Below are 20,322 nucleotides of genomic sequence, written 5' to 3'. Positions count from 1 at the left end.
CAAGTTAGGGTGAACGAAGAAAATCAATTCTTCATAGCATCATATTACCGCTTATCATTCTTTAACAATTTGAGAACTACCGTATTCTCATCAACTCTTAAATTTGCATTTTTTAAATTCAGATATGGCATCGAGATCAATCAACTATATACCAATTTTCATTCTCATTACCTTTCTTTTTCTAATCGATTTGTATGTCTTTAAAGGACTCAAGGTCCTTCTAAATGACATTCAAAATGAGCTTGTAAGAAAAAGTATATTAATTGGTCATTGGCTTATTTATGTTACATTCATTGTATGGTTATTGTACGTGATTTTTAACGTTTCCAATAACACAGATTTTAGAAACTACAAATCGACTTATTATTTAGTTGGACTTACATTACTGATCTATCTTCCAAAAATTGTTTTTTCCCTATTCATTTTTAGTGATGATATTATTTTACTCGTAAGAAATATCGCAAACTATTTTGCGCCTGGTACGACATCATCCGGTGGAGAGAATATTTCGAGATTAAAATTCATCTATCAATTGGGATTGGGAGCAGCTGCGGTTCCTTTTGCAGGGGCAGCGTATGGGATGATTAAAGGTAGATATGATTTTGGGGTAAAGAAAATTCCGGTGAAACTAGCAAATCTTCCAAAGTCCTTTGAAGGTCTAACGGTTGTTCAACTTTCAGACTTGCATCTTGGAAGTTTTTTTGAAGATAAGGCACCAGTAGCTAAAGCATTTGAAATGATCAAGGAAATCAACCCGGATATCTTAGTGGTTACAGGTGATTGGGTCAATAACTTTTCTTCAGAGGCAGAAGGTTGGATTGAAGATTTTAAGGCTTTACCCGCTAAAATTGCAAAACTGGCCATTGTCGGAAATCATGATTATGGAGATTATAGTGCATGGCCAAGTGATTCAGCAAAAGCACAAAATTTTGCCAGATTGATTGAAATTCATGGTGAAATGGGATTCAAAACACTTCTAAATGATCATCAAATCATTGAAAAAAATGGGGAACAAATTGCTGTAATTGGTGTAGAAAACTGGGGTGTAAAACCTTTCCCTCAACACGGAGACCTGGATAAAGCTAAAAGTGGAACGGAAAACATCCCAGTTAAGATTCTTCTATCTCATGATCCATCGCATTTTGAAGAAATTGTAACTAAGGGTCATCCCGATATTGATTTGACACTTTCAGGTCATACGCATGGTGCGCAGTTTGGAGTAGAGTTAGGAAATATTAAGTGGAGTCCGGTAAAATACAGGTATCCACGATGGGCAGGAATGTATGAAGTTGGGCATCAAATGTTATATGTGAATCGTGGCTTTGGTTATCTGGGATTTCCTGGAAGAATCGGAATGCCACCAGAGATTACACAATTCACTTTTAGCAGGGCTTAATCGGTAAAATTCAGAATTTACATATGGATTTCCGATGATGACCTATTGAAGCTGAAACAATCCTATCAAAACGCATGTTGGATTGTACGATGTATTTATTTTTGCAGCCGCATAAAAAAGTAATATATGTCAGCACCAAAAGAAGATAATTTAAAGAAGATCATTGGCCATTCTAAGGAGTATGGTTTTGTATTTCAAAGTAGTGAAATCTATGACGGATTAAGTGCCGTTTACGACTATGGTCAAATGGGTGCGGAACTAAAACGCAACATTAAAGATTATTGGTGGACCGCAATGGTTCAGATGAACGAAAACATTGTGGGTTTAGATGCTTCTATTTTCATGCATCCAACCACATGGAAGGCGTCTGGTCACGTGGATGCATTTAACGATCCGTTGATCGACAATAAAGATTCTAAAAAACGTTACCGTGCGGATGTTCTTATTGAAGATCACGTAGAAAAATATAATGTTAAGATCAAAAAAGAAGTCGCTAAGGGCCTGAAAAGATTTGGCGATGATTTTAACGAAGAAGAGTTTTTAAAGACCAATCCAAACGTATTAAGAAATCAAGCTAAAATTGATGATATCAATGGCAGATTTAAAGCTGCGATGGATGCGGATGATTTAGCTGGAATCAAAACTTTAATCGAAGATTTAGGAATCTCCTGTCCGGTAAGTGGTTCTAAAAACTGGACCGATGTCAAGCAATTTAATTTGATGTTTGCTACAGAGATTGGATCAGTGGCTGATTCGGCAAATACTATTTATTTACGTCCGGAAACAGCTCAGGGTATTTTTGTAAACTTCCTGAACGTTCAAAAAACCGGACGCATGAAAATACCATTCGGAATTGCTCAAATTGGGAAGGCATTCCGTAACGAAATCGTAGCGCGCCAGTTCATCTTCAGAATGCGTGAATTCGAACAAATGGAAATGCAATTTTTTGTTCGTCCGGGAGAAGAAATGAAATGGTATGAGCATTGGAAAGAACAACGTATCAACTGGCATAAATCATTAGGAATTTCTCAAGATAAATATCGTTACCATGATCATATCAAGTTAGCGCATTACGCCAACGCAGCTTCTGATATCGAGTTTGATTTTCCTATGGGATTCAAAGAATTGGAAGGAATTCATTCCAGAACAGATTTTGACTTGAAACAACATGAAGAATTCTCTGGAAAGAAATTACAATATTTCGATCCGGAAATTAACGAAAACTATGTGCCATACGTAGTTGAAACCTCTGTTGGACTAGATCGTACTTTCTTGGCGATTTTATCAGCTGCATATACAGAAGAAAAACTGGAAAATGGAACAGAGCGTGTTGTTTTAAAGTTACCTGCGATGTTGGCTCCGATTAAAGCTGCTGTTATGCCTTTAACACGTAAAGATGGATTGCCGGAAAAGGCCAGAGAGATTATGGATGAATTAAAATTCGATTTCAACTGCCAATATGATGAAAAAGATTCTCCGGGAAAACGTTACAGAAGACAAGATGCTATTGGAACTCCTTTCTGTATTATGGTAGACCATCAAACATTAGAAGATCATACAGTGACCATTAGAGATCGTGATACCATGGAACAAGAACGTGTAGAGATTCCAAAAATCGCTGCAATCGTAAAAGCTAAAACCGATTTTAAAAACTACTTGAAATAGTATTTTTAATAGTTATTTGAAGAGTCCGTCTTTAACAGACGGACTTTTTTTATGTTCAAATTTTTTTGCTCGTAATTAATCGATATGTTTGGGGATAGAGTATATCAAGAATGGACACCAATCAATTATTTGAAATCATCTTCTTAATCATTGCGATTATTCTTGTACTTGGCTTTCCCATTTTTATCATATCCTATGTACTCTATCATATCATTCAATATCAATACTGGCATAACTTTCGACCTATTGATCCAGAAATTCGAAGTATTCTTCAGCAAAGAAGTATTTACTACCAAAACTTAAATCAAAAGTTAAAATCCAGGTTTGAAAGACGGGTGGTACTATTTATTCGTTCCAAAAACTATCTTGGAAAAGATGGACTAAAAATCACCCGTGAAATGAAAGTACTCATTGCATCTACGGCTGTTCAAATCACATTCGGGTTTAAGTTTTTCCAACTCCCGCGGTTTACTAAAATATACATCTACCCTGAGGAGTATTACTCTCCTGTAACACAAAGACGGCACAAAGGAGAGGTTTTTCCAATGGGAAAGAGTATTTCGTTATCCTGGAACAACTTTCTCAAAGGGCTTGATAATCCATCAGACGGAATTAATCTGGGCATACACGAAATGACTCACGCCATGAGTTTAGAAAATAAATATCTTAGAAATGGTGTGAGTGGTTTTATTAGGCCTCAATCGTATAGAAAATGGATTGGTTTAGCACAGAAAGAAATTGATCGGATTAGACAAAACACCCCCTCCATTTTTAGGGATTATGCCGCAACTAACATCGAGGAATTTATGTCTGTTTCGTTAGAGGTGTTTTTCGAACAATCAGAAAAGTTTTATCAGTATAACCCTGAACTTTATAGGGCGACAGTTCAACTATTAAATCAAAATCCACTAGGTCATTCAAATAAGAAGTAAACCCGATATTAAATCGGGCTTACTGATAGAGGTCTACGATTTTTATTGTGCAACAAAATCGTATGATAGATCAGAAAAATTATTCGCGACACCGAAACAACTCTATGCGATGTATTTCAGATATGTCTCAACCACTCTTTTGATAGGCAAATAATCACTTCTGGTTTTCAAATCCATACAAATGAACAACGGGTTTTAGATTTGATTTCTAACGGTATTCCGTGATTTTCATCTAAAATTCTTAGGTACTCTATTCATATATCCTGAAAACTAAACAATTGTTTTATTCGTTGAGAGTAATATATTTGTTTCAACTCTAATTCAAATATCAATTCTAAAATATGAAATTCCCTTACTTCTTTTTACTTACTATACTTACCTTTTTATCGTTTTCTTCTTTTTCACAAAATCAAGATTTTGAATTTGGAGATGTTACAATCTCAGATTTAGAGGACAACACTTGTGAGATTGATCCATCAGCAGAAGCATATGTGATAAAAGAATTTGGCAAAACAAAATTTGAGGATGGCAAATACATCTTTTACAGGCACATTAAAATCAAAATTCTTAATGCTGATGGTTTGGACTGGGGAAATTTCTCTAAAACTATTTATCAAAAGGGCATTTATGGGGAAAGCATGTATTTAAGGAAAGGCTCAACATTTAATTTAGAAGATGGTCAGGTAAGAGAATATGAACTTGGTAAATCTGATATCATTAAAGAAGAGATTACTGAGAATAAATATTCTTGGAAATTCTCCCTTCCCAAAGTGAAATCAGGTTCTATTGTAGAGTATATATACACCTTTTATAATCCAGATATTACAGATTTCCCGAATTGGTCTTTTCAAAAATCAATTCCTGTTAAAGAAAGTAAATACATGGTTATTTACAATGAAGTTCTTGGTTTCAGACCTATTATTATGGGAATTAGACCTATTTCAGAATCAATTAATTTAGATAAACTTCATGGACATATTTGGATCGCAAGAGATTTACCCGGGCTAAAAAAAGATAGATTTTCGCCAAACATTGAAGATTATAGAACAAAAATTGTTTTTGCTATTACTTCTTTCAGAGCTCGTGATGGATATACCTATGATTACATGAAATCGTATGGAAGATACGCAGGTTTTCAATATAAAAACAACTTTGAACTTGCATTAGAACACACCGCATATTTAAAAAAGATTGTCCAGCCATTAATTGATCCTGATTCACTTCAAACCGCTCAAAACATTTATAATGAAATAGCCCATAACTTCACTGAAAGTACAAGAAAAACAATTTACATCAATGATTTACGAGAAGCCTGGAATAACAAAAAAGGAACTATCGCTGAAATTAATATGAATTTAGTAGGAGCCTATAAAAAAGCAGGATTCAAAGCATATCCTGTAATTTCATCCTCTTCAGGAAATGGGCTCTTACATAGTCAATATCCAACACCTGGTTGTTTTGATTATTTGCTATGTGGCCTCGTTCTTAACAATAAAGTTCATCTCATAGATGCTTCCGATACGTATGGACCTTGGGATGAAATCCCTCCAATTGCTTCAAACGACAAAGGACTCCTTCTAACTCCGGATAACATGAAATGGATTAACCTATCCGAACAAGGAAAGTATAAAAAAGTAACTATGATCGAAATTGATCTAAATAAAAGTGAAGGTCAAAAGATCACTCAATCTTTTAGCTCGTATTCTGCAAGATCAGAAAGAATTAAAATTTATGACGATGGAGAGGATGACTATAAAAGGCTTGTTGCTGAACAACTAACAGATTTTGACGTTAATGATTTTGTTATTGAGAACATCAATAACCAGGAAAAACCTCTTAATCTAAACTTAGATGTAGAATATAACTTCAATAATGATCAATCCGATTATATTTATATTGATCCTGTTTTATTGGGAAAAATTCAAGAAAATTTGTTTACAGAATCTAAAAGAGAAATGCCAATAGACCTTGGGGCAATTATTAATAATACCTATTCTCTCCAACTTACCATTCCTCAGGGTTACGATGTTGAAAGTGTTCCACGGGCAATAATGATCACTCTTCCCAATAAGGGAGGGAAATTCATTTTCCAGGCTTCTCAAATTGGTCAAAAAATAATCGTTTCAATGAGGTTAGATATTAAGAAATCGATATTTCCACTTAACGAATACAACTACCTAAGAGAGTTCTACTCGCAGATTATTGAAAAACAAAACGAAAAAATTGTTCTAAAAAAATTATAAACCGAAATGAGAGTTTTATTATTTCTCTTTTTCCTTATAACTCCCCTCTTGTGTATCTCTCAAAGCTTTGAGAGCATATTAAAAAATGGTGTTTTAAGTATTCCAAAAGATTTTAGAACTGATGCCAATAAGATTATTGTCACGGATAAGAGCGTTTTAGATGTCTCTTCCGTTAAGGCTCTTACTTTAACAGTTGAACAAAGTGCTATTATTTTAAACCGCGTTGGTGCTTCTGGAGCTTATTTAGAAATTCCATATACAAGTTCTTCTTCCATTTCTAATATCTCCGTAATTATTTACGATGCCAATGGTAACTCTATAAAAAAATACAAAACCAGAGATATTCGAGATTTCTCTGCCAACCCATTTAATCCTGGAACAACAGATCATCGATTTAAGTACTTACCAATTGAACACAACTCTTATCCTTATAGCTATTCATATTCCTATACAATAAATTATAATGGATATTTTACTTTCCAACCCTGGGGTATACTAACCGAATTCAATACATCAATATTAAATTCATCTTATACCATTAACACCTCAAACGATTTCGATATTAATTACAAAAATTTCAACATTGATATTAATCCTAAAATCACAAATAATGGGTCCTCAAAAAAATATGAATGGGAAATCAATTCTATTCATGCAATTGACGACATAGAACTATTTACTCCTCCAATGGCTTATTGGAAATACATAGATTTTGCTCCTACTAAATTTAAATATCACGGTTTTTATGGTGAATCAAACTCCTGGATAGAATATGGCAACTGGGTATATAACTTAAATCAATTTAACAAGCCTATTTCTCCAGAAGTCATTTCTAAAGTAAATGAACTAACCGCACATGCTAAATCAGATTACGAAAAAGTATCCATTTTATATAAATATCTACAAGATAATACTCGCTATGTAAACATTGCTCTTGGGATTGGGGGAATGAGACCTGCTCATATAAATGAGGTCTATCAAAATGGTTATGGTGACTGTAAAGGTTTATCGAATACAATGAAAGAACTTCTTGAAATAGCGAACATTCATTCGTACTACACCATTGTTTTGGCTGGTCGTAAAACACCTGAAATTCAAGAAGACTTTATTTCACAACAATTTAATCACGTTATTTTATGTGTACCTTTAAACAATGACAGTATCTGGTTAGAATGTACGAGTCAAACCATCCCTTTTGGTTTTCTTGGTGATTTCACTGATAATAGGAAGGCTTTACTTATTTCTCAGAACAATAGTCATCTGGTTCATACACCAAAATACAATGATTCCCTAAACCTTCTAGAAAAAGAGGTTCTAGTCAGTATATTACCTGACGGGACAGAAAAGTATCAGATTCAAAAATCGGGTAAAGGTTTACAATATAGTTGGTATAAGGATGTCATAGAATCTGAAGGAGAAAAAAGAATGAAATTTATTAAATCTCAATTCAAAAATGAAGAGATCGATATATCTGATTTTAATATCGAGACCAAAAACATGAAGATACCTGAGTATCATGAAAACATAACATTCAAGAGATCAAATAACTATTCAAAGTTACCCTCGCGAATATTTTTTTCACCTAATCAATATGATCATTTTCCAAAGATTAAGAAGCAATTTCAAACTCGAAATTACCCTATACATGTTCGAAGAGGATATCTTGAAAAGAAAGAAACCATCGTTCACATTCCCAAAGGTTACAAAGTCGAATCATTTCCTTCTACACAATTCATATTCACCCCATATGGCACTTATTCAATAAAATTTGACTCAACAGATTCAGAGATTAAATATACCCGAGAACTTTTAATTAAATCTGGGACATGGTCTAAAGAGAGTTATAAAGAGTTTGAAAAATTTTATCTACTTGTTTACAAACTTGATCAAAAACAAATCGTATTGGTAAAAGATAGCTAAACCTTATTCCTCAAAACCTCAACCATCATTAATCCTATCCCAATAGGCATCAAAGTACTTATTGCCATTAACATTTGAAAATACTCTGGAATTTGAAGTACTTCAAAATAGACCACAATACTTTGTCCAAATAATAAAATCTCAGATCCTATTATTCCAATAATCAATAGGCTCAATCCAACTTTATTAAATGGTGTCATTTGCAGCCACTGCTTTTCAATCAGCACAGCCAAGAAGAATAGTGTAAAAAAGCCTAACATCACTAAATGAATAAAACCAATAACTGCATAGGAGACTGTTTCCATTAAAAACGTCTGGATTGCCGGAAGCACCGCTGTCACTTGAAACACCACTTTTAAGGTGTAGGCCAAAACAGAAAAAATAAATACTTTTTGGGCCCATGAATTTTTCCAAAATTGCACGATCTCCTTTTGTTTAATCAACAACCCCAGAACCAGCAGTTGAAGTATTGCTGCAATCAAAGCAATGAAATACCATATGGTATGTGGCTCTAACCACAATACGGAGAGCGCAAATGATGGGATTATAGACAGATTCATCCATTTGAAAACTTGTTTGGAGTACTTCAAACCTCTCAACTGATCAAAAACAAAAGCATATACAACCAGAAGAAAAAATCCATTATACAGGAAATGCAAAAACCAATAAATAGTCAGCTTATACCAATGGGTATCTGCTAAACCTTTTGCCATAATAAATCCTAATGCGTAAGGACCAATACTAGAGAAAATTAAATATATCCCACTCCATCGGATTAATTTAGCAACATATCTATTCTCCAGGTTTTGAGTTTCTCTGTATAAGACATAAACCAAATAATACGTACAAAACAGATATAATGTAGAGAATGTAATGGATATCGCTGCATAACCTTGAAATGGAAATGAAAACATCATCCCCAGAAAAGTGATCTGACTCAACCAAAAAGCCAAATCTATCTTGCTATTCGTTTTTCGAAATATGACATATTGCAAAACAATTAAAGCCACATTATATAACCATCCCAAAAGCGCAATATGCGAATGTGTATGCAAAATGTTTTTAAAATGAATCGAAATCCATCCGGCATGCATCAGTCGCATAGATAATCCCAGGACCGCTGCAATAAAGAAAAAAACAAGCGTCACTTTTAATTTAGACGCCAATCCAATGTACCATCCCGAAATCCATGACTTCATATTTCCTGAATTTTCTATTTGGCAAAGTTACCCTTCGACTATTAAATAAACTGACTTTTTTAACATGCATATTTCACTTTTAAGTCATTTATCCTAAAGAAGTTTTTTCTATTCTCTAAAAATTATAACCAAAATGAAGTCCCGGTTCTCCAACAAAATAATTCGGCCATCTATCATCTATTTCTTTAAAGGATTCTGGCATTTCGGTATGATATGGTCGATGGGTAATGGCTATTGATGGCTCCACAAACATCCTATCTTTAAACAACTTGATGTGGTATCCTAATCTATACGTATTGAAAATTTGGTATCCATTATCAAACTTATTTCCTTCTTCATTATAAAATGATTGCCAGGCGCTCATCACATGAACCGCTGTATATAGCCCTTTCCACCAGTATCGCTGATATGCGAATGCAAAACCATACTCTCGAATGTATCCTGGAAATTCTTCTTCAGGTGCTTCAAATGATTCTCCATATGGAATACCTAAAGGCCAGGCATATTTCCACGTTTTTAATTCCAATGACACAACATCCTTTCCTGTGATTCTATATCCAAAATTTAATTGTACAAAATCCGGTCTATTACCTGGAAATAGATTCCCAAGTATAAACAAACTACTACCTACAAAACATTCTTTGAACGTTGTATCATTTTTTTCATACTGGGCTTTTATTTGTATTGAAAATAAACACATCAATACGACACTTAATACTGTGATTTTCCTTTGCATAATTTCTCTTTTAAAGTTTTCATGCAAAGCTAGATTGAGGGTTAAGCGCTAGTCGTTCACTTAAGTTAATAAATCAACTGAGTCTCTATTTTTCTTTTTCAATAATTCTTGCACGTAATCTACTCAAGGACTGTGGTGTAATACCCAAATAACTCGCAAGTTGATGTTGCGGTACACGTTGCAATAAATCGGGCCTGTTTTTCATGAGGTTCAAATATCGCTGCTCCGGAGAAGAAGTTTTAAACGCATCAAATGTATCTTGATTCTTCGCTAAAAGTTCCTCGGATAGGACACGACATAATGATTCAAATCTTGGAAACTTCTCAAAAATTTCACCTTCCATATCCACATTCGAAACAGTCAATATGGAGTCTTCTGTGGTTTCTAGATAATACTCCGAAGGCTTTTTTGTTAACACACAATGAGGCGTCACCCCCTGCATTTCAGTATAAAATGCGGTTGTTTTTTCTTCTCCTTCAATCACGTAATACACCCGAATACAACCTTGCAAAACGAAATAGCTTTCTTTGGTATATTCCCCTTCTTGAAGTAAAACAGTTCCCTTATTGACCATTCGAAAAATATCTAAATCAATAATAGCTTGTTTTTCTTCTTCAGAAAGCTCGATGTAATTTGAAATGAATTGGAATAACTTATCCTGCATGTGTATTCATATTTTCAAAGTCTAAAAATAATTCGATTTTAAGAAACCGTTCTTAACTTACCTCTTTAACTCTCGGGGTTCACATTCAACAAATTCTGAATTATTCTATGATAGCTCTTTTTAAAATTCAATTGATTGGCAAAGATTTCGTTTCGAACTCTTTGATCTCGAATCAGATCGTATTCCGAGCTTTCACTATAAACCGAATACAGTCTAAATCCTAACGGGGATAGAAATACCGCTACAATAAATAAAGTGAATAAAAATCCAGATATCGGTTTATGACGAACCAGAAGAGAAAACCGTTCGGATAATAGATTAGAAGACTCGATCATTTCTATATATGAAGTCATTTCAATAGCTTTTTCTTTTTGAAGCGCTATCAACCTATAATTATACTCCTGAATCACAGGCTTAAAAAATTGTTCTTTTCTCTGATATTGTCTTTCTAATTTCTCAATATTCGTAGCGATCACCTCTTTTACATCCTGTCTAATTTCTTGTTTCCTTTTCTGTTTTTGCTCTCCAATGCTTTTACGTAAACTCAGTAACTGTCCTTCATAATATTGGAGTCTGTCATGTATAACCTGTTCCCTTTCTTCATAGATAATATCCACACTTTGTGCGACCTCCAGAATCTTTTCTTCCACAACTTCAGGGATCTTTTGGTTGATATAATCTTCATATAAAAACAAACGCAATGGAATGGAAATCATCAATGCAAAAAATACTACTATAGATATTTTAAAGGCATTTAATAATACAATTTGCGATTTCTCCCGAAATGTATTTCCTCTTTCTCCGGATACGGTAAACAAAATCACCCGATACAAATTAAAAAATACAAATGCCCAGAAGACCCCCGCAAGAATAGACCACCAAGTCTTTCCAAATACAATTCCCACCAAATAATGAATTTCCCAGGCGACAAGCATCACCAAAAAAAACTGTACGCCATTAAAAAACTGATATCCCTTTCGTTCCCTTAGAGAACAATCATTTAATATTTGCTTCTCTGCACCTATGAAACCTAATGCTCTCATTTTGCTGAATTCGAATCTTTCGGAATGTAATCAGCGATATTCTCATCTACTCTGGATTGCTCTTCTTTTTTCCATTTACTAATTACATAATCCAACAATTCTTCTTTCGCCCTAAACCATTTCAATTTATCATGCATCAACTGTTGAGACCCAACATAGACATAATCTTCATCTTTTAACGTATTAACGTCCATTGCTTTCTGTGAAATAATACCTGCGTTAGCCTTAATTTCTTCTTTTAAATTTTCTTCTAGATAATCGTAAGGTCCTTTTACAACCATCATCTTAAAGAAAATAGGTCCTGTTTCAATTACAATAAAAATCATTCGTATCAACCAGATAATTTTCCATCCCGCAATTTCTTCTGCCAAAAGCAGTCGTTGAAGAAGCCCATCCAGTTTTTTCGCCTGATTTTTATTACTCTGATACGCGGCTTCTTTTTCACTTCTTAAGGATTCAATATCGGTATTCAATGCCGCAATGGAACTGGTATTCTCCGATTTCATTTGCTCTAAATCTGGCTTAAGGCGCTGGTCAATATAATCTCTAATCGCTTTTGCTGCGCTTCCAGCTCCTGGTACCCCGGATACACGTCCGGCTATTTCCTCTTGATATTTGATCTCCTGCTTTTTGATCAGTTTTTCTTGATTTTGAATTTCTTTCTCTAACTCTCCCCGATCGGTAAGTGCAATTCGAATTCTTTCCTCAAATTCTGCATCTGTAATCTTGTTTAATTCTAAAATTCGCTCATTTTGCACCCTGAATAATTCCGCATCAATCTCAGTTTTAAATATTCTAATTTCCAATGGGGCTGCAATCGCAATTGACAACACTAAAGCCATAATTATTCTGGGTATCGCATGTAACAACTCCCTGTAAGTGATTTTTCCAGATCCGTCTCCAATGGCACTGCTAGAAACGATAAAACGATCCAGATTAAAAATAATCAAGCCCCATAGTATCCCAAATACGGTTGCTTTAACCACAGAATAGATATCAATTGAACTCTCTATCGCTCCTTGAATTTCTTTAGGTGAAAAAATAGTGTAAAATGCGTATCCGCCCGAAATCGCAGCTAGAACTCCTGTGGCAAATACAATCCCTCCTAAACCAAAGTATTTTACATGATCTGAATAGGAACACCTCATCAACAATTTACGATCAGCTCCAGCAGCCCACCATAAAAATTTGGTGAGTAGGTTAATGTCTTTTTCTTCTTTATAATATTCTTCGGTAATATGCATACACCCTTAATTTCAATTTAAAACATAGAAATATGCAGGTAGCCAATGTTTGAGTTTCAGTAGAACGTCAATTTACAATTTCTGCTGACCTTAAAAAATTGGCGCGTCATCCATGGACATATCTCTTTATCAATATATCCCGCAGCTGTAAAGATTAAACGTAAGTATCTTACGCTTATGATATTGCGATATTACAATTTATCTTTTGGAAAAATGAGCGTTTCTTGATGGTTGAAGTATAAGGGGGATGGTCGGTAAAACTGTGATCATTTAGACCATTGATTTATTGCAATAAGTCGCCTTTTCAAAATCTCGAATATTTATAGAAATGATAGGCACATCCGGAAACATCTGTTTTAATTCAGTTACGATTCTCTCCGAAAGATTCTTTTTTTGAGCCGTTGTTCTGCCCTCCATTATATTGGCAAACACATGTATGAAGTCGTCCTGAGAATTTCCAATATTGTAATACTTAAAAGGGTTTATCCTCACCTTAATATCTTCAGGACTAAATAACCCCGTTGATTCTGCCGTATCATATACTTTTTGAATAATCTCTTCAGGAGATTTTATATGGATAATGTTTTCCGAACAATCTAATACAAAATGAGGCATACAACTATGTTTAGTATTAACTTCAAATGTAATATGATAAACATAAATATCATCCGAATAAACAGAAAAACACCCACAGATTAATGTTTAATTCAACGTATCTCTCATCACATAATGAAGTTAACGTTTCCTCTAAATTAAGTTCTATTTGGTAGCCAATATCAAATTCAATAGGAGAACAATTCCAACAATGACCGTGAAAACCAAACACTGAAGAAGTGTGTTTTGCAGTATGTTTTTAAATTTATTTTCAGCGGTAAAAACGCGACTATTCCAAAAGAAAGCCAATATCATAAATACCCAAAATGCTTCTATTTCAAAAAGTTTACCCGAAATCAAATAAATTATATCACTCATCAAAACGATTAAAATCAACACCGAAGTTGAAGTATATAGGGTAGAAACTAAATGTTCTGAAAATGTCACTTTTTTCCTTATAAAACTCAAATACGATACAATCATAATAAAGGGATAGAAAGCAATCAAAAAACCATACTGAGCACTTAATACACTATCACCAACTCTAAAATTTAATGCCGTTTTATCAATTAGTAATAAATGTAATGTGATCATCGCTATTCCATACAACAAGATATTACCGGGACTGCTATAATAATTCCGATAGCCCAAACTGTAGTTGGTAGTTACCTTTTTGGGATCAACCAAAATCCTGAATATCGTAGAGAAACCAGATTTATTCAGCGAAAAGAAATTAGAAAGAAAATCACTGATTAAGAAGAGAACGGAAAGTTTATGACCTGTAAACTTTTGTCCACATCTGGTACAATAGTTTTCCTCAATTTCCAGATCACATACCGTACAAACTTTGCGTTCCATTTTTTATTTTAATTATATGATTATCTATACACTTTGAACGTATGGACAAATAACTCTTGAAATTCATTTAAATCAGAGTGTTTAACCACTCCTAAGTTTAACCATAAAAATGAAGTAACCATTAAACTAATTCTCACTTGCTTCTCTTATTTTCTTTTTAATCAGAATTATTTGTCCCAGATGATAATAAGTATGTTCAATGATTACATCAATACTTCTGTAAAATGACCCATATTCTTCTTTTACAAAAACATCCATTAATCTTTCTACTTCCATATTCTCAACCAATTGGATGAAGCTTTCTGAATCCTCTACAAATTTTTCTTTTCTCAGATTCCAATCCTTTTCACTCTTAATTTCCGGTGCATCAAAGCTGTACTTATCCCTAATGGTAAGATCCCCACCATTAAAAACATCCATAACTCCTGACAAATAATAATTGATATGAAAAGTTATGTCAGAAATTGAGTTAAAGTTTTCCACCTGCTTTGTAGCCTCTACCCATGTCAAATCTTCGATCTGTTCTTTAAAATTCGTTCCAATGACCCATTTACCGCTCAAAAGAATCTCTCTAAGCCGATTTGCTAAATATTCACTAATATTCATATTCAATTTTTAATTGCTTTCAACAAATAGCGAAAAGCAATTGTCCAATTTAAATAATTACCACTGACTATGAAAATACATAATTGATATGAGAACTACCTAGAAATCCGTAATCAAATCTAGAGTTCAATCATATACAAACCATACAGGTTATTTTAGATTCGTATATTCTAGTTTGTGGGAACGATAGGAACTATGTTGAACCAACTTCGTGAGATTTATTTGTTGAAAGAGGATTTTCAGGAGTAGGCGAGAACAAGCAATTACTTATAGCCGTTGTGGGCAAATTGTTTTAATTATTGGTTTGCAAAGAATCCTATTTGTATTGGCGGATTTCCGTTTTGATGAATTAGTATTAACTCGGTCTCATTCAATTTTTTTATAAGATAAGTTTCTGTAAGATCAATTTCACCATTTTCAGGATTGTTTATGTATCCTTCAGTATTCTTAAATAAAAAGGTGATTATATTATTTTGCTTGTCAAGAGTCCAAGTACCTATTCTTTTGGAGCCAAAACCACAAGTAAAAGCACCAGCATAAATCACGGTGCTGTCCTTATTAATTGTCAAAAAATCCCAACCTCCTCTTCGTGTACCTCCATCACTTACATTTTCATTTATATCAATTTCACCTTCTTTCCATTCGTTAAAAATGTAATCGTAATTGTAAGTTTGTCCTTGTGCTAAATTGACGGTCAATATTAAGATTGGTATGAAAATTAATGTTTTAAGCATGGAGTTCATTTTAAATGTTTGCCAACGTCCCCGCTATGTATAGTACGTTTTCGAAAGGCGAAGGCTTCGGATACGCACGTGCAGGTAATGTTTAGTTTTTTAAGTTTTTATCGGTTTAAAAGCTAAAATACACTTTATCGTGAAATGAATTAGAAGCGTAGTGTTTAGATTTAAACGGAGCATTATATATAGCGATTGTTAGCAACCGTTTTTCTCGCCAGATTCAACACTCAATTCTATTTTCTTTTTTACCGTTAATTTTTATAATTGACGTTAGTTGTAATTGTTTCTTTAAAGCTAACCGTTGGATTTTCTTCGGTTTTATTTACCATACACCAAATTGTCACCCAGTTAAGGCGCTTGCATGCTCCTAATTCTTCAACTTCCACATTAAATTGAATTGTTCCATTTACTTCGGATATTGTATGATTAGCAATTGGTTCCTTACATCCTTTAAATCCCTTGATATATCCAATTAATATGTGATTATTGAAATCAATTAGTGGTAATTCATAATTTCCACAGTCCGAATGAGGGGAGCGCCTTAGAAGTAATCTCTGATATTCTTCATTGGTTCTTATAATAAGTTCTCCAGAATTTTCACCTCCTATTTGTAAACAACCTATATCTAAGGATTTACATTCAATAGGATTCTGTTCTGAATTGGTGTTCACAAACGAATAGTTAAATAGTCCCAGAATTAGAATGATAAGTGTGAAGAATTGGTTTCTCATTTTTATAAATTAAGCGGTGATGGTTTCTAACTTGTACTTGAAAATAATAATCTAATTTAAATAATTACAAACGACAACTAACATTTACAATTAGATATTTAATAATACCCAAAGACTTCAAAAAAAAGCTTATAGGAATCGAATCATTAAAACATTGATTAACAACATTATTGCTAGTAATTCAATATGTGATACTAGAACTGTTCGGGAAAATCGAACCAATCAGAATGTAGCTTAATTTAATGTAAACCAGAATAATACAAGATTATTCTGGTTTGCATTTTTCATTTCAGTGGAGACGATAGGAACTATGTCGAACCAATTACGTGAGATTTATTTGTTGAGAGAGGATTTATAGATCTTAATGTTACGCCATGTTTAATGTGTTTCCGGAAGCGAATACGTAGTTAAAAGAAAGTACAGCATTATGAAGAATTCCATATAGCGATTGTTGTGCGTAGTTTTTAAAGAAATTAATTGAATTTATTGATAATACCTGTAAGTTCAAGAGTTCCGAGAATTAGCAATCCAAAGGACAAGATACCCGTAACAATAATTCCTATAGTACCATATCCTTTTTCATTATATAGTTCAAACTTTATTGGGTTATTGGGATTGTAGATTATTGGGATTTCTCTTCCGATTTTAGACTTATAAGATTGAACTTGGCTAAAACTTGTAGAAACATACAACGAAGGGGTTCCAATTATTTCTTCATTTTCTAAAGTCTTAAATTTAATTTTTGGAGTTTTGAAGTTTTCATTATCCGATTCTATCCCATCAATTTCACCGTTACACTTTACACCTATTCTATTAAGAGTAATTCTAATAAACAGTGATTCAATCGAAATTATTCCAATTAAAATCCCCAAAATCAGAATACAAAAAGCTTGTTCTATAAACATTGATATGACGAATAAAATTCCAAAGTAAACCGCGTATTTATTATAAAAATCCATAGATTGTAATTTTGTTTTCGTCTTTAAAAACAGTTAATGATTCATAATATTATTGTTATTCTCTTTGAATAAATAAGTTTAATTACACACAACGGTTAGTATATGGCAAGTAGGGCAGTAGAAAGCGATAAACTTTCGAGTTTGCACTGAGCCAAAACGTTGTATTTTGTTTTTATCTTATTCATTTTAAAGGCCAAATCAACGATTTACCTGCGGTGAGGCTTCGCGTTGGCGGTGTTGGTAGATAGCACAGAACTTTCGTAAACCACTAAACGCCCTATTTGCTATATACCATGTTGTACACCGTATTTATTTGTTTTTCAATTTACCTGTAAGTCTTGTCCAAAAGTTCATTTTATCTTGAGATGTTTTTCCTTTGCCTGAACTGTAATTATAGGATTTAAGTATTCTTTGTAAGTCGGTATTTCCAAAAAAGTTACTTGGCGATTTATCATTTGATAAAGCATATTTAGCAAATTCAAATGATTTCTCATGATTGATATCTTCAAGTTCAACAGCTAAAACCCAAGCTAACCGTATATCAGAAATCATTGGTGTTAAACCACTTTTGTAGTCTGGGATTGGAATGAATCTATTTTTTAAATCTGTTATTTTGACCTTCTCCAATAGGTCTTTGTCTTTTATGAAACCATCGATTATAGGTAAGGCATACTTTTCAATATAAATGAGAACTTCGTCAATGAGTTGAAGGTTTTTTGATTCTGAGTTTGTGTAATTCCACCACTTGTCACCTTTTCCTTCTCTTGCAAGTCTTGTCCTAAATTCACAGTTGTAATATTTGAGTTTTTTAAAATCTAAATCTTCAAACCCATTAGATGTTATTTTCTTAGGATGAACTCCCAATTCTACACAAAAACTACCTCCATATCGATTTGCTTGAATTCCTATTGTGAATACATAATTGTCTGAATCCATTATATAATTGAAACCAGAGCCTTTGAATCCCAATTCACGAATTTTTGCTCCTAGATATTTGCCCGTTTGTTTCTTAAACTCTTGTGTAGTCATCTCATTATGGTGTACAACAAGTGGCTAAATGTAATCATCCTATTTAAATAATTACAAACGACTACAAACATTTACAATTAGATATTTAATAATACCTAAAGACTTCAAAAAAAAAGCTTATAAGAACCGAACCCTTAAAGTATTGATTAACAACATCATTACTGATAATTCAATATGTGATACTAGAACTGTTCGGGGAAGTCGAACCGTTGAGAATAAGATTTAAGTTGATGTAAATCAAAACAATAAGATAATTATTCTGATTTACATATTCCTATTTGTGGAGAATACCGGAGTCGAACCGGTGACCTTTTGACTGCCAGTCAAACGCTCTAGCCAACTGAGCTAATCCCCCATAGAGACAAATTTAATACTAATCTGTACTAAATTGTTTTCTTAAAATTACTTTTTGTACTTCACGTTTGATAATCAATTCTGCTATCGCTCTAGCTGTATCGTCCGGAATCAAATCCATTTGTTTTTGCACCTTGGTTTCACTTATATCAATACGATATAACAATCGCATCAACCCATTAAAATCCTGTTGTACAAATCTCGTGATTTGATCATAAAGTTTATGATAAACATCTTCCAAATCATCTGAACTTCCAAATTCCATTTGGAATCCTTCCAATCCAAAATCCTTTTGAATTTGCTGACGTACAAGATCTAAAAAATCAGGATATTGTACTATCCATTTTTGATTTTCTTGAATCCAGCTCAGCTCACCCATAACTTTTAGAAATCACGTTGGAGCAACTTATTCATCAACGCATTGATATTCACTTTCTTTTCTTTGGAAACCTCTAACTCTTCTAGCATTTTCATGGCTTTATCAGAATATTTGTTCATTTCCTTTTGCGCAATCTCCTGAATGCCTAATTGATTAAAAATGTCTAATACTTCACGCACCTTTTCTGCTTCATCAAAATCCTCAGCTTGAATCCAATAATCCAATCTGGATTTCAGATCTCCTGAAGCCAATTCCTGAGCAGTGATTAATAAATAAGTCTTCTTATTAGAGATAATATCTCCACCGATTCGCTTACCGATCTTTTGAGTTCCAAAAGCATCTAAAATGTCATCTTGCAATTGAAATGCTATTCCCAAATTCTCCCCAATTTCATACATGCGATTCGCATCGGCATCATTAGCTCCACCAATAATACTTCCGGTTTTTAAAGAACTCGCTAAAAGCACTGCAGTCTTCAATCGGATCATTTCTAAATATTCGGAAATTTTCACATCATCACGTGTTTCAAACTCCATATCCATTTGTTGTCCCTCGCACACGCCTAGTGCAGTTTCATTGAACAAATTGAAAATCTCAGACAGATAAATCGGTGAGGTTGCACTTAATAACTGATATGCTTTAATCAACATGGCATCACCTGAAAGAATCCCTGTGTTGACATTCCATTTTAAATGAACAGTTTCTTTGTTTCTTCTCAATGGAGCATCATCCATGATATCATCATGTAACAATGTGAAATTATGAAACACCTCTATGGCTAAAGCCTGAGGCATTGCATTATATGGAGTATGGTCAAACATTTCGGCCGCAATAAGCGTCATCAATGGTCTGATTCTTTTTCCTCCTAATGATAGAATATATTTTATAGGTTCGTATAGCCCTGAAGGATCACGGTCCAAATTTAATTTACTAATCCCTTCAGCTAATTTCTCTGAGATCGCACTAATTTCCTGCATTATTCCTCTAGTATATCCAACAGATACTATCCGTATCCACTTTTTATGAATTATAT

19 protein-coding genes and 1 tRNA gene are annotated in these 20,322 nt (G+C 33.6%); 5 read left to right on the top strand and 15 right to left on the bottom strand.

The window, feature by feature from the left end:
• Nucleotides 1-124 precede the first annotated feature (124 nt).
• The 5 genes from KFE94_08990 to KFE94_08970 all read left to right on the top strand — a co-directional run bounded on the left by KFE94_08990 (nt 125) and on the right by KFE94_08970 (nt 8,156).
• On the top strand, nt 125-1,396 hold the full coding sequence (locus tag KFE94_08990) for a metallophosphoesterase (GenBank protein UTW64822.1): 1,272 nt from the start codon (nt 125-127) through the stop codon (nt 1,394-1,396).
• 126 nt (nt 1,397-1,522) lie between these two features.
• On the top strand, nt 1,523-3,061 hold the full coding sequence (locus tag KFE94_08985; protein ID UTW64821.1) for a glycine--tRNA ligase: 1,539 nt from the start codon (nt 1,523-1,525) through the stop codon (nt 3,059-3,061).
• A gap of 110 nt (nt 3,062-3,171) precedes the next feature.
• Nucleotides 3,172-3,993, top strand: a complete 822-nt coding sequence (locus tag KFE94_08980; GenBank protein ID UTW64820.1) for a zinc-dependent peptidase — start codon at nt 3,172-3,174, stop codon at nt 3,991-3,993.
• A 341-nt stretch (nt 3,994-4,334) separates the two neighbouring features.
• Nucleotides 4,335-6,236 (top strand): DUF3858 domain-containing protein, encoded by a 1,902-nt coding sequence (locus tag KFE94_08975; GenBank protein UTW64819.1) that lies wholly within the window; start codon nt 4,335-4,337, stop codon nt 6,234-6,236.
• A 48-nt stretch (nt 6,237-6,284) separates the two neighbouring features.
• A complete protein-coding gene (locus KFE94_08970) occupies nt 6,285-8,156 on the top strand; it encodes a DUF3857 domain-containing protein (protein UTW64818.1) in 1,872 nt (623 codons plus the stop codon).
• Here the strand turns inward: KFE94_08970 and KFE94_08965 are convergent.
• The 15 genes from KFE94_08965 to KFE94_08895 form a co-directional block, all read right to left on the bottom strand.
• Entirely contained in the window at nt 8,153-9,355 is a 1,203-nt protein-coding gene (locus KFE94_08965) for a hypothetical protein (protein ID UTW64817.1), read from the bottom strand. The genes KFE94_08970 and KFE94_08965 overlap by 4 nt on opposite strands.
• Nucleotides 9,356-9,470: 115 nt before the next feature.
• On the bottom strand, nt 9,471-10,091 hold the full coding sequence (locus KFE94_08960; protein ID UTW64816.1) for a hypothetical protein: 621 nt from the start codon (nt 10,089-10,091) through the stop codon (nt 9,471-9,473).
• Nucleotides 10,092-10,176: 85 nt separating this feature from the next.
• A complete protein-coding gene (locus tag KFE94_08955) occupies nt 10,177-10,755 on the bottom strand; it encodes a Crp/Fnr family transcriptional regulator (protein ID UTW64815.1) in 579 nt (192 codons plus the stop codon).
• Nucleotides 10,756-10,820: 65 nt separating this feature from the next.
• On the bottom strand, nt 10,821-11,798 hold the full coding sequence (locus KFE94_08950) for a DUF4407 domain-containing protein (protein ID UTW64814.1): 978 nt from the start codon (nt 11,796-11,798) through the stop codon (nt 10,821-10,823).
• Nucleotides 11,795-13,042, bottom strand: coding sequence for a DUF4407 domain-containing protein (locus tag KFE94_08945; GenBank protein ID UTW64813.1), 1,248 nt, complete (start codon nt 13,040-13,042; stop codon nt 11,795-11,797). The genes KFE94_08950 and KFE94_08945 overlap by 4 nt, the downstream gene beginning before the upstream one ends.
• A 270-nt stretch (nt 13,043-13,312) precedes the next feature.
• Nucleotides 13,313-13,657, bottom strand: coding sequence for a 5-carboxymethyl-2-hydroxymuconate Delta-isomerase (locus KFE94_08940; GenBank protein ID UTW64812.1), 345 nt, complete (start codon nt 13,655-13,657; stop codon nt 13,313-13,315).
• Nucleotides 13,658-13,801: 144 nt separating this feature from the next.
• Complete coding sequence (locus KFE94_08935) at nt 13,802-14,494, bottom strand: hypothetical protein (GenBank protein ID UTW64811.1); 693 nt, start codon at nt 14,492-14,494, stop codon at nt 13,802-13,804.
• Nucleotides 14,495-14,620: 126 nt separating this feature from the next.
• The gene (locus tag KFE94_08930; protein UTW64810.1) at nt 14,621-15,100 is read right to left on the bottom strand and encodes a DinB family protein; all 480 of its coding nucleotides are present in this window, start codon (nt 15,098-15,100) and stop codon (nt 14,621-14,623) included.
• 296 nt (nt 15,101-15,396) lie between these two features.
• Entirely contained in the window at nt 15,397-15,834 is a 438-nt protein-coding gene (locus KFE94_08925) for a hypothetical protein (GenBank protein UTW64809.1), read from the bottom strand.
• Between the two features lie 254 nt (nt 15,835-16,088).
• Entirely contained in the window at nt 16,089-16,568 is a 480-nt protein-coding gene (locus KFE94_08920; GenBank protein UTW64808.1) for a hypothetical protein, read from the bottom strand.
• A gap of 473 nt (nt 16,569-17,041) precedes the next feature.
• A complete protein-coding gene (locus KFE94_08915; GenBank protein ID UTW64807.1) occupies nt 17,042-17,527 on the bottom strand; it encodes a hypothetical protein in 486 nt (161 codons plus the stop codon).
• Between the two features lie 309 nt (nt 17,528-17,836).
• Nucleotides 17,837-18,556, bottom strand: a complete 720-nt coding sequence (locus KFE94_08910) for a DUF4304 domain-containing protein (protein ID UTW64806.1) — start codon at nt 18,554-18,556, stop codon at nt 17,837-17,839.
• 281 nt (nt 18,557-18,837) lie between these two features.
• A tRNA-Ala gene (locus tag KFE94_08905) sits at nt 18,838-18,911 on the bottom strand.
• An 18-nt stretch (nt 18,912-18,929) separates the two neighbouring features.
• Nucleotides 18,930-19,289 carry a hypothetical protein gene (locus KFE94_08900; GenBank protein ID UTW64805.1) on the bottom strand — a complete coding sequence of 120 codons (360 nt, stop codon included), beginning with the start codon at nt 19,287-19,289 and terminating at the stop codon, nt 18,930-18,932.
• Between the two features lie 5 nt (nt 19,290-19,294).
• Nucleotides 19,295-20,266, bottom strand: coding sequence for a polyprenyl synthetase family protein (locus KFE94_08895; protein UTW64804.1), 972 nt, complete (start codon nt 20,264-20,266; stop codon nt 19,295-19,297).
• Nucleotides 20,267-20,322: the final 56 nt, after the last annotated feature.

It is taken from the genome of bacterium SCSIO 12643, assembly GCA_024398135.1.
Classification (GTDB): domain Bacteria; phylum Bacteroidota; class Bacteroidia; order Flavobacteriales_G; family Salibacteraceae; genus CAJXZP01.
This window is presented reverse-complemented; position numbering and strand designations above follow the sequence as displayed.

Coding starts and splice junctions, on each gene's coding strand:
- KFE94_08990 (UTW64822.1), top strand. CDS start 125: ATGGCATCGAGATCAATCAACTATATACCAATTTTCATTCTCATTACC.
- KFE94_08985 (UTW64821.1), top strand. CDS start 1,523: ATGTCAGCACCAAAAGAAGATAATTTAAAGAAGATCATTGGCCATTCT.
- KFE94_08980 (UTW64820.1), top strand. CDS start 3,172: ATGGACACCAATCAATTATTTGAAATCATCTTCTTAATCATTGCGATT.
- KFE94_08975 (UTW64819.1), top strand. CDS start 4,335: ATGAAATTCCCTTACTTCTTTTTACTTACTATACTTACCTTTTTATCG.
- KFE94_08965 (UTW64817.1), bottom strand. CDS start 9,355: ATGAAGTCATGGATTTCGGGATGGTACATTGGATTGGCGTCTAAATTA.
- KFE94_08960 (UTW64816.1), bottom strand. CDS start 10,091: ATGCAAAGGAAAATCACAGTATTAAGTGTCGTATTGATGTGTTTATTT.
- KFE94_08955 (UTW64815.1), bottom strand. CDS start 10,755: ATGCAGGATAAGTTATTCCAATTCATTTCAAATTACATCGAGCTTTCT.
- KFE94_08950 (UTW64814.1), bottom strand. CDS start 11,798: ATGAGAGCATTAGGTTTCATAGGTGCAGAGAAGCAAATATTAAATGAT.
- KFE94_08945 (UTW64813.1), bottom strand. CDS start 13,042: ATGCATATTACCGAAGAATATTATAAAGAAGAAAAAGACATTAACCTA.
- KFE94_08940 (UTW64812.1), bottom strand. CDS start 13,657: ATGCCTCATTTTGTATTAGATTGTTCGGAAAACATTATCCATATAAAA.
- KFE94_08935 (UTW64811.1), bottom strand. CDS start 14,494: ATGGAACGCAAAGTTTGTACGGTATGTGATCTGGAAATTGAGGAAAAC.
- KFE94_08930 (UTW64810.1), bottom strand. CDS start 15,100: ATGAATATTAGTGAATATTTAGCAAATCGGCTTAGAGAGATTCTTTTG.
- KFE94_08925 (UTW64809.1), bottom strand. CDS start 15,834: ATGCTTAAAACATTAATTTTCATACCAATCTTAATATTGACCGTCAAT.
- KFE94_08920 (UTW64808.1), bottom strand. CDS start 16,568: ATGAGAAACCAATTCTTCACACTTATCATTCTAATTCTGGGACTATTT.
- KFE94_08915 (UTW64807.1), bottom strand. CDS start 17,527: ATGGATTTTTATAATAAATACGCGGTTTACTTTGGAATTTTATTCGTC.
- KFE94_08910 (UTW64806.1), bottom strand. CDS start 18,556: ATGACTACACAAGAGTTTAAGAAACAAACGGGCAAATATCTAGGAGCA.
- KFE94_08900 (UTW64805.1), bottom strand. CDS start 19,289: ATGGGTGAGCTGAGCTGGATTCAAGAAAATCAAAAATGGATAGTACAA.
- KFE94_08895 (UTW64804.1), bottom strand. CDS start 20,266: ATGCAGGAAATTAGTGCGATCTCAGAGAAATTAGCTGAAGGGATTAGT.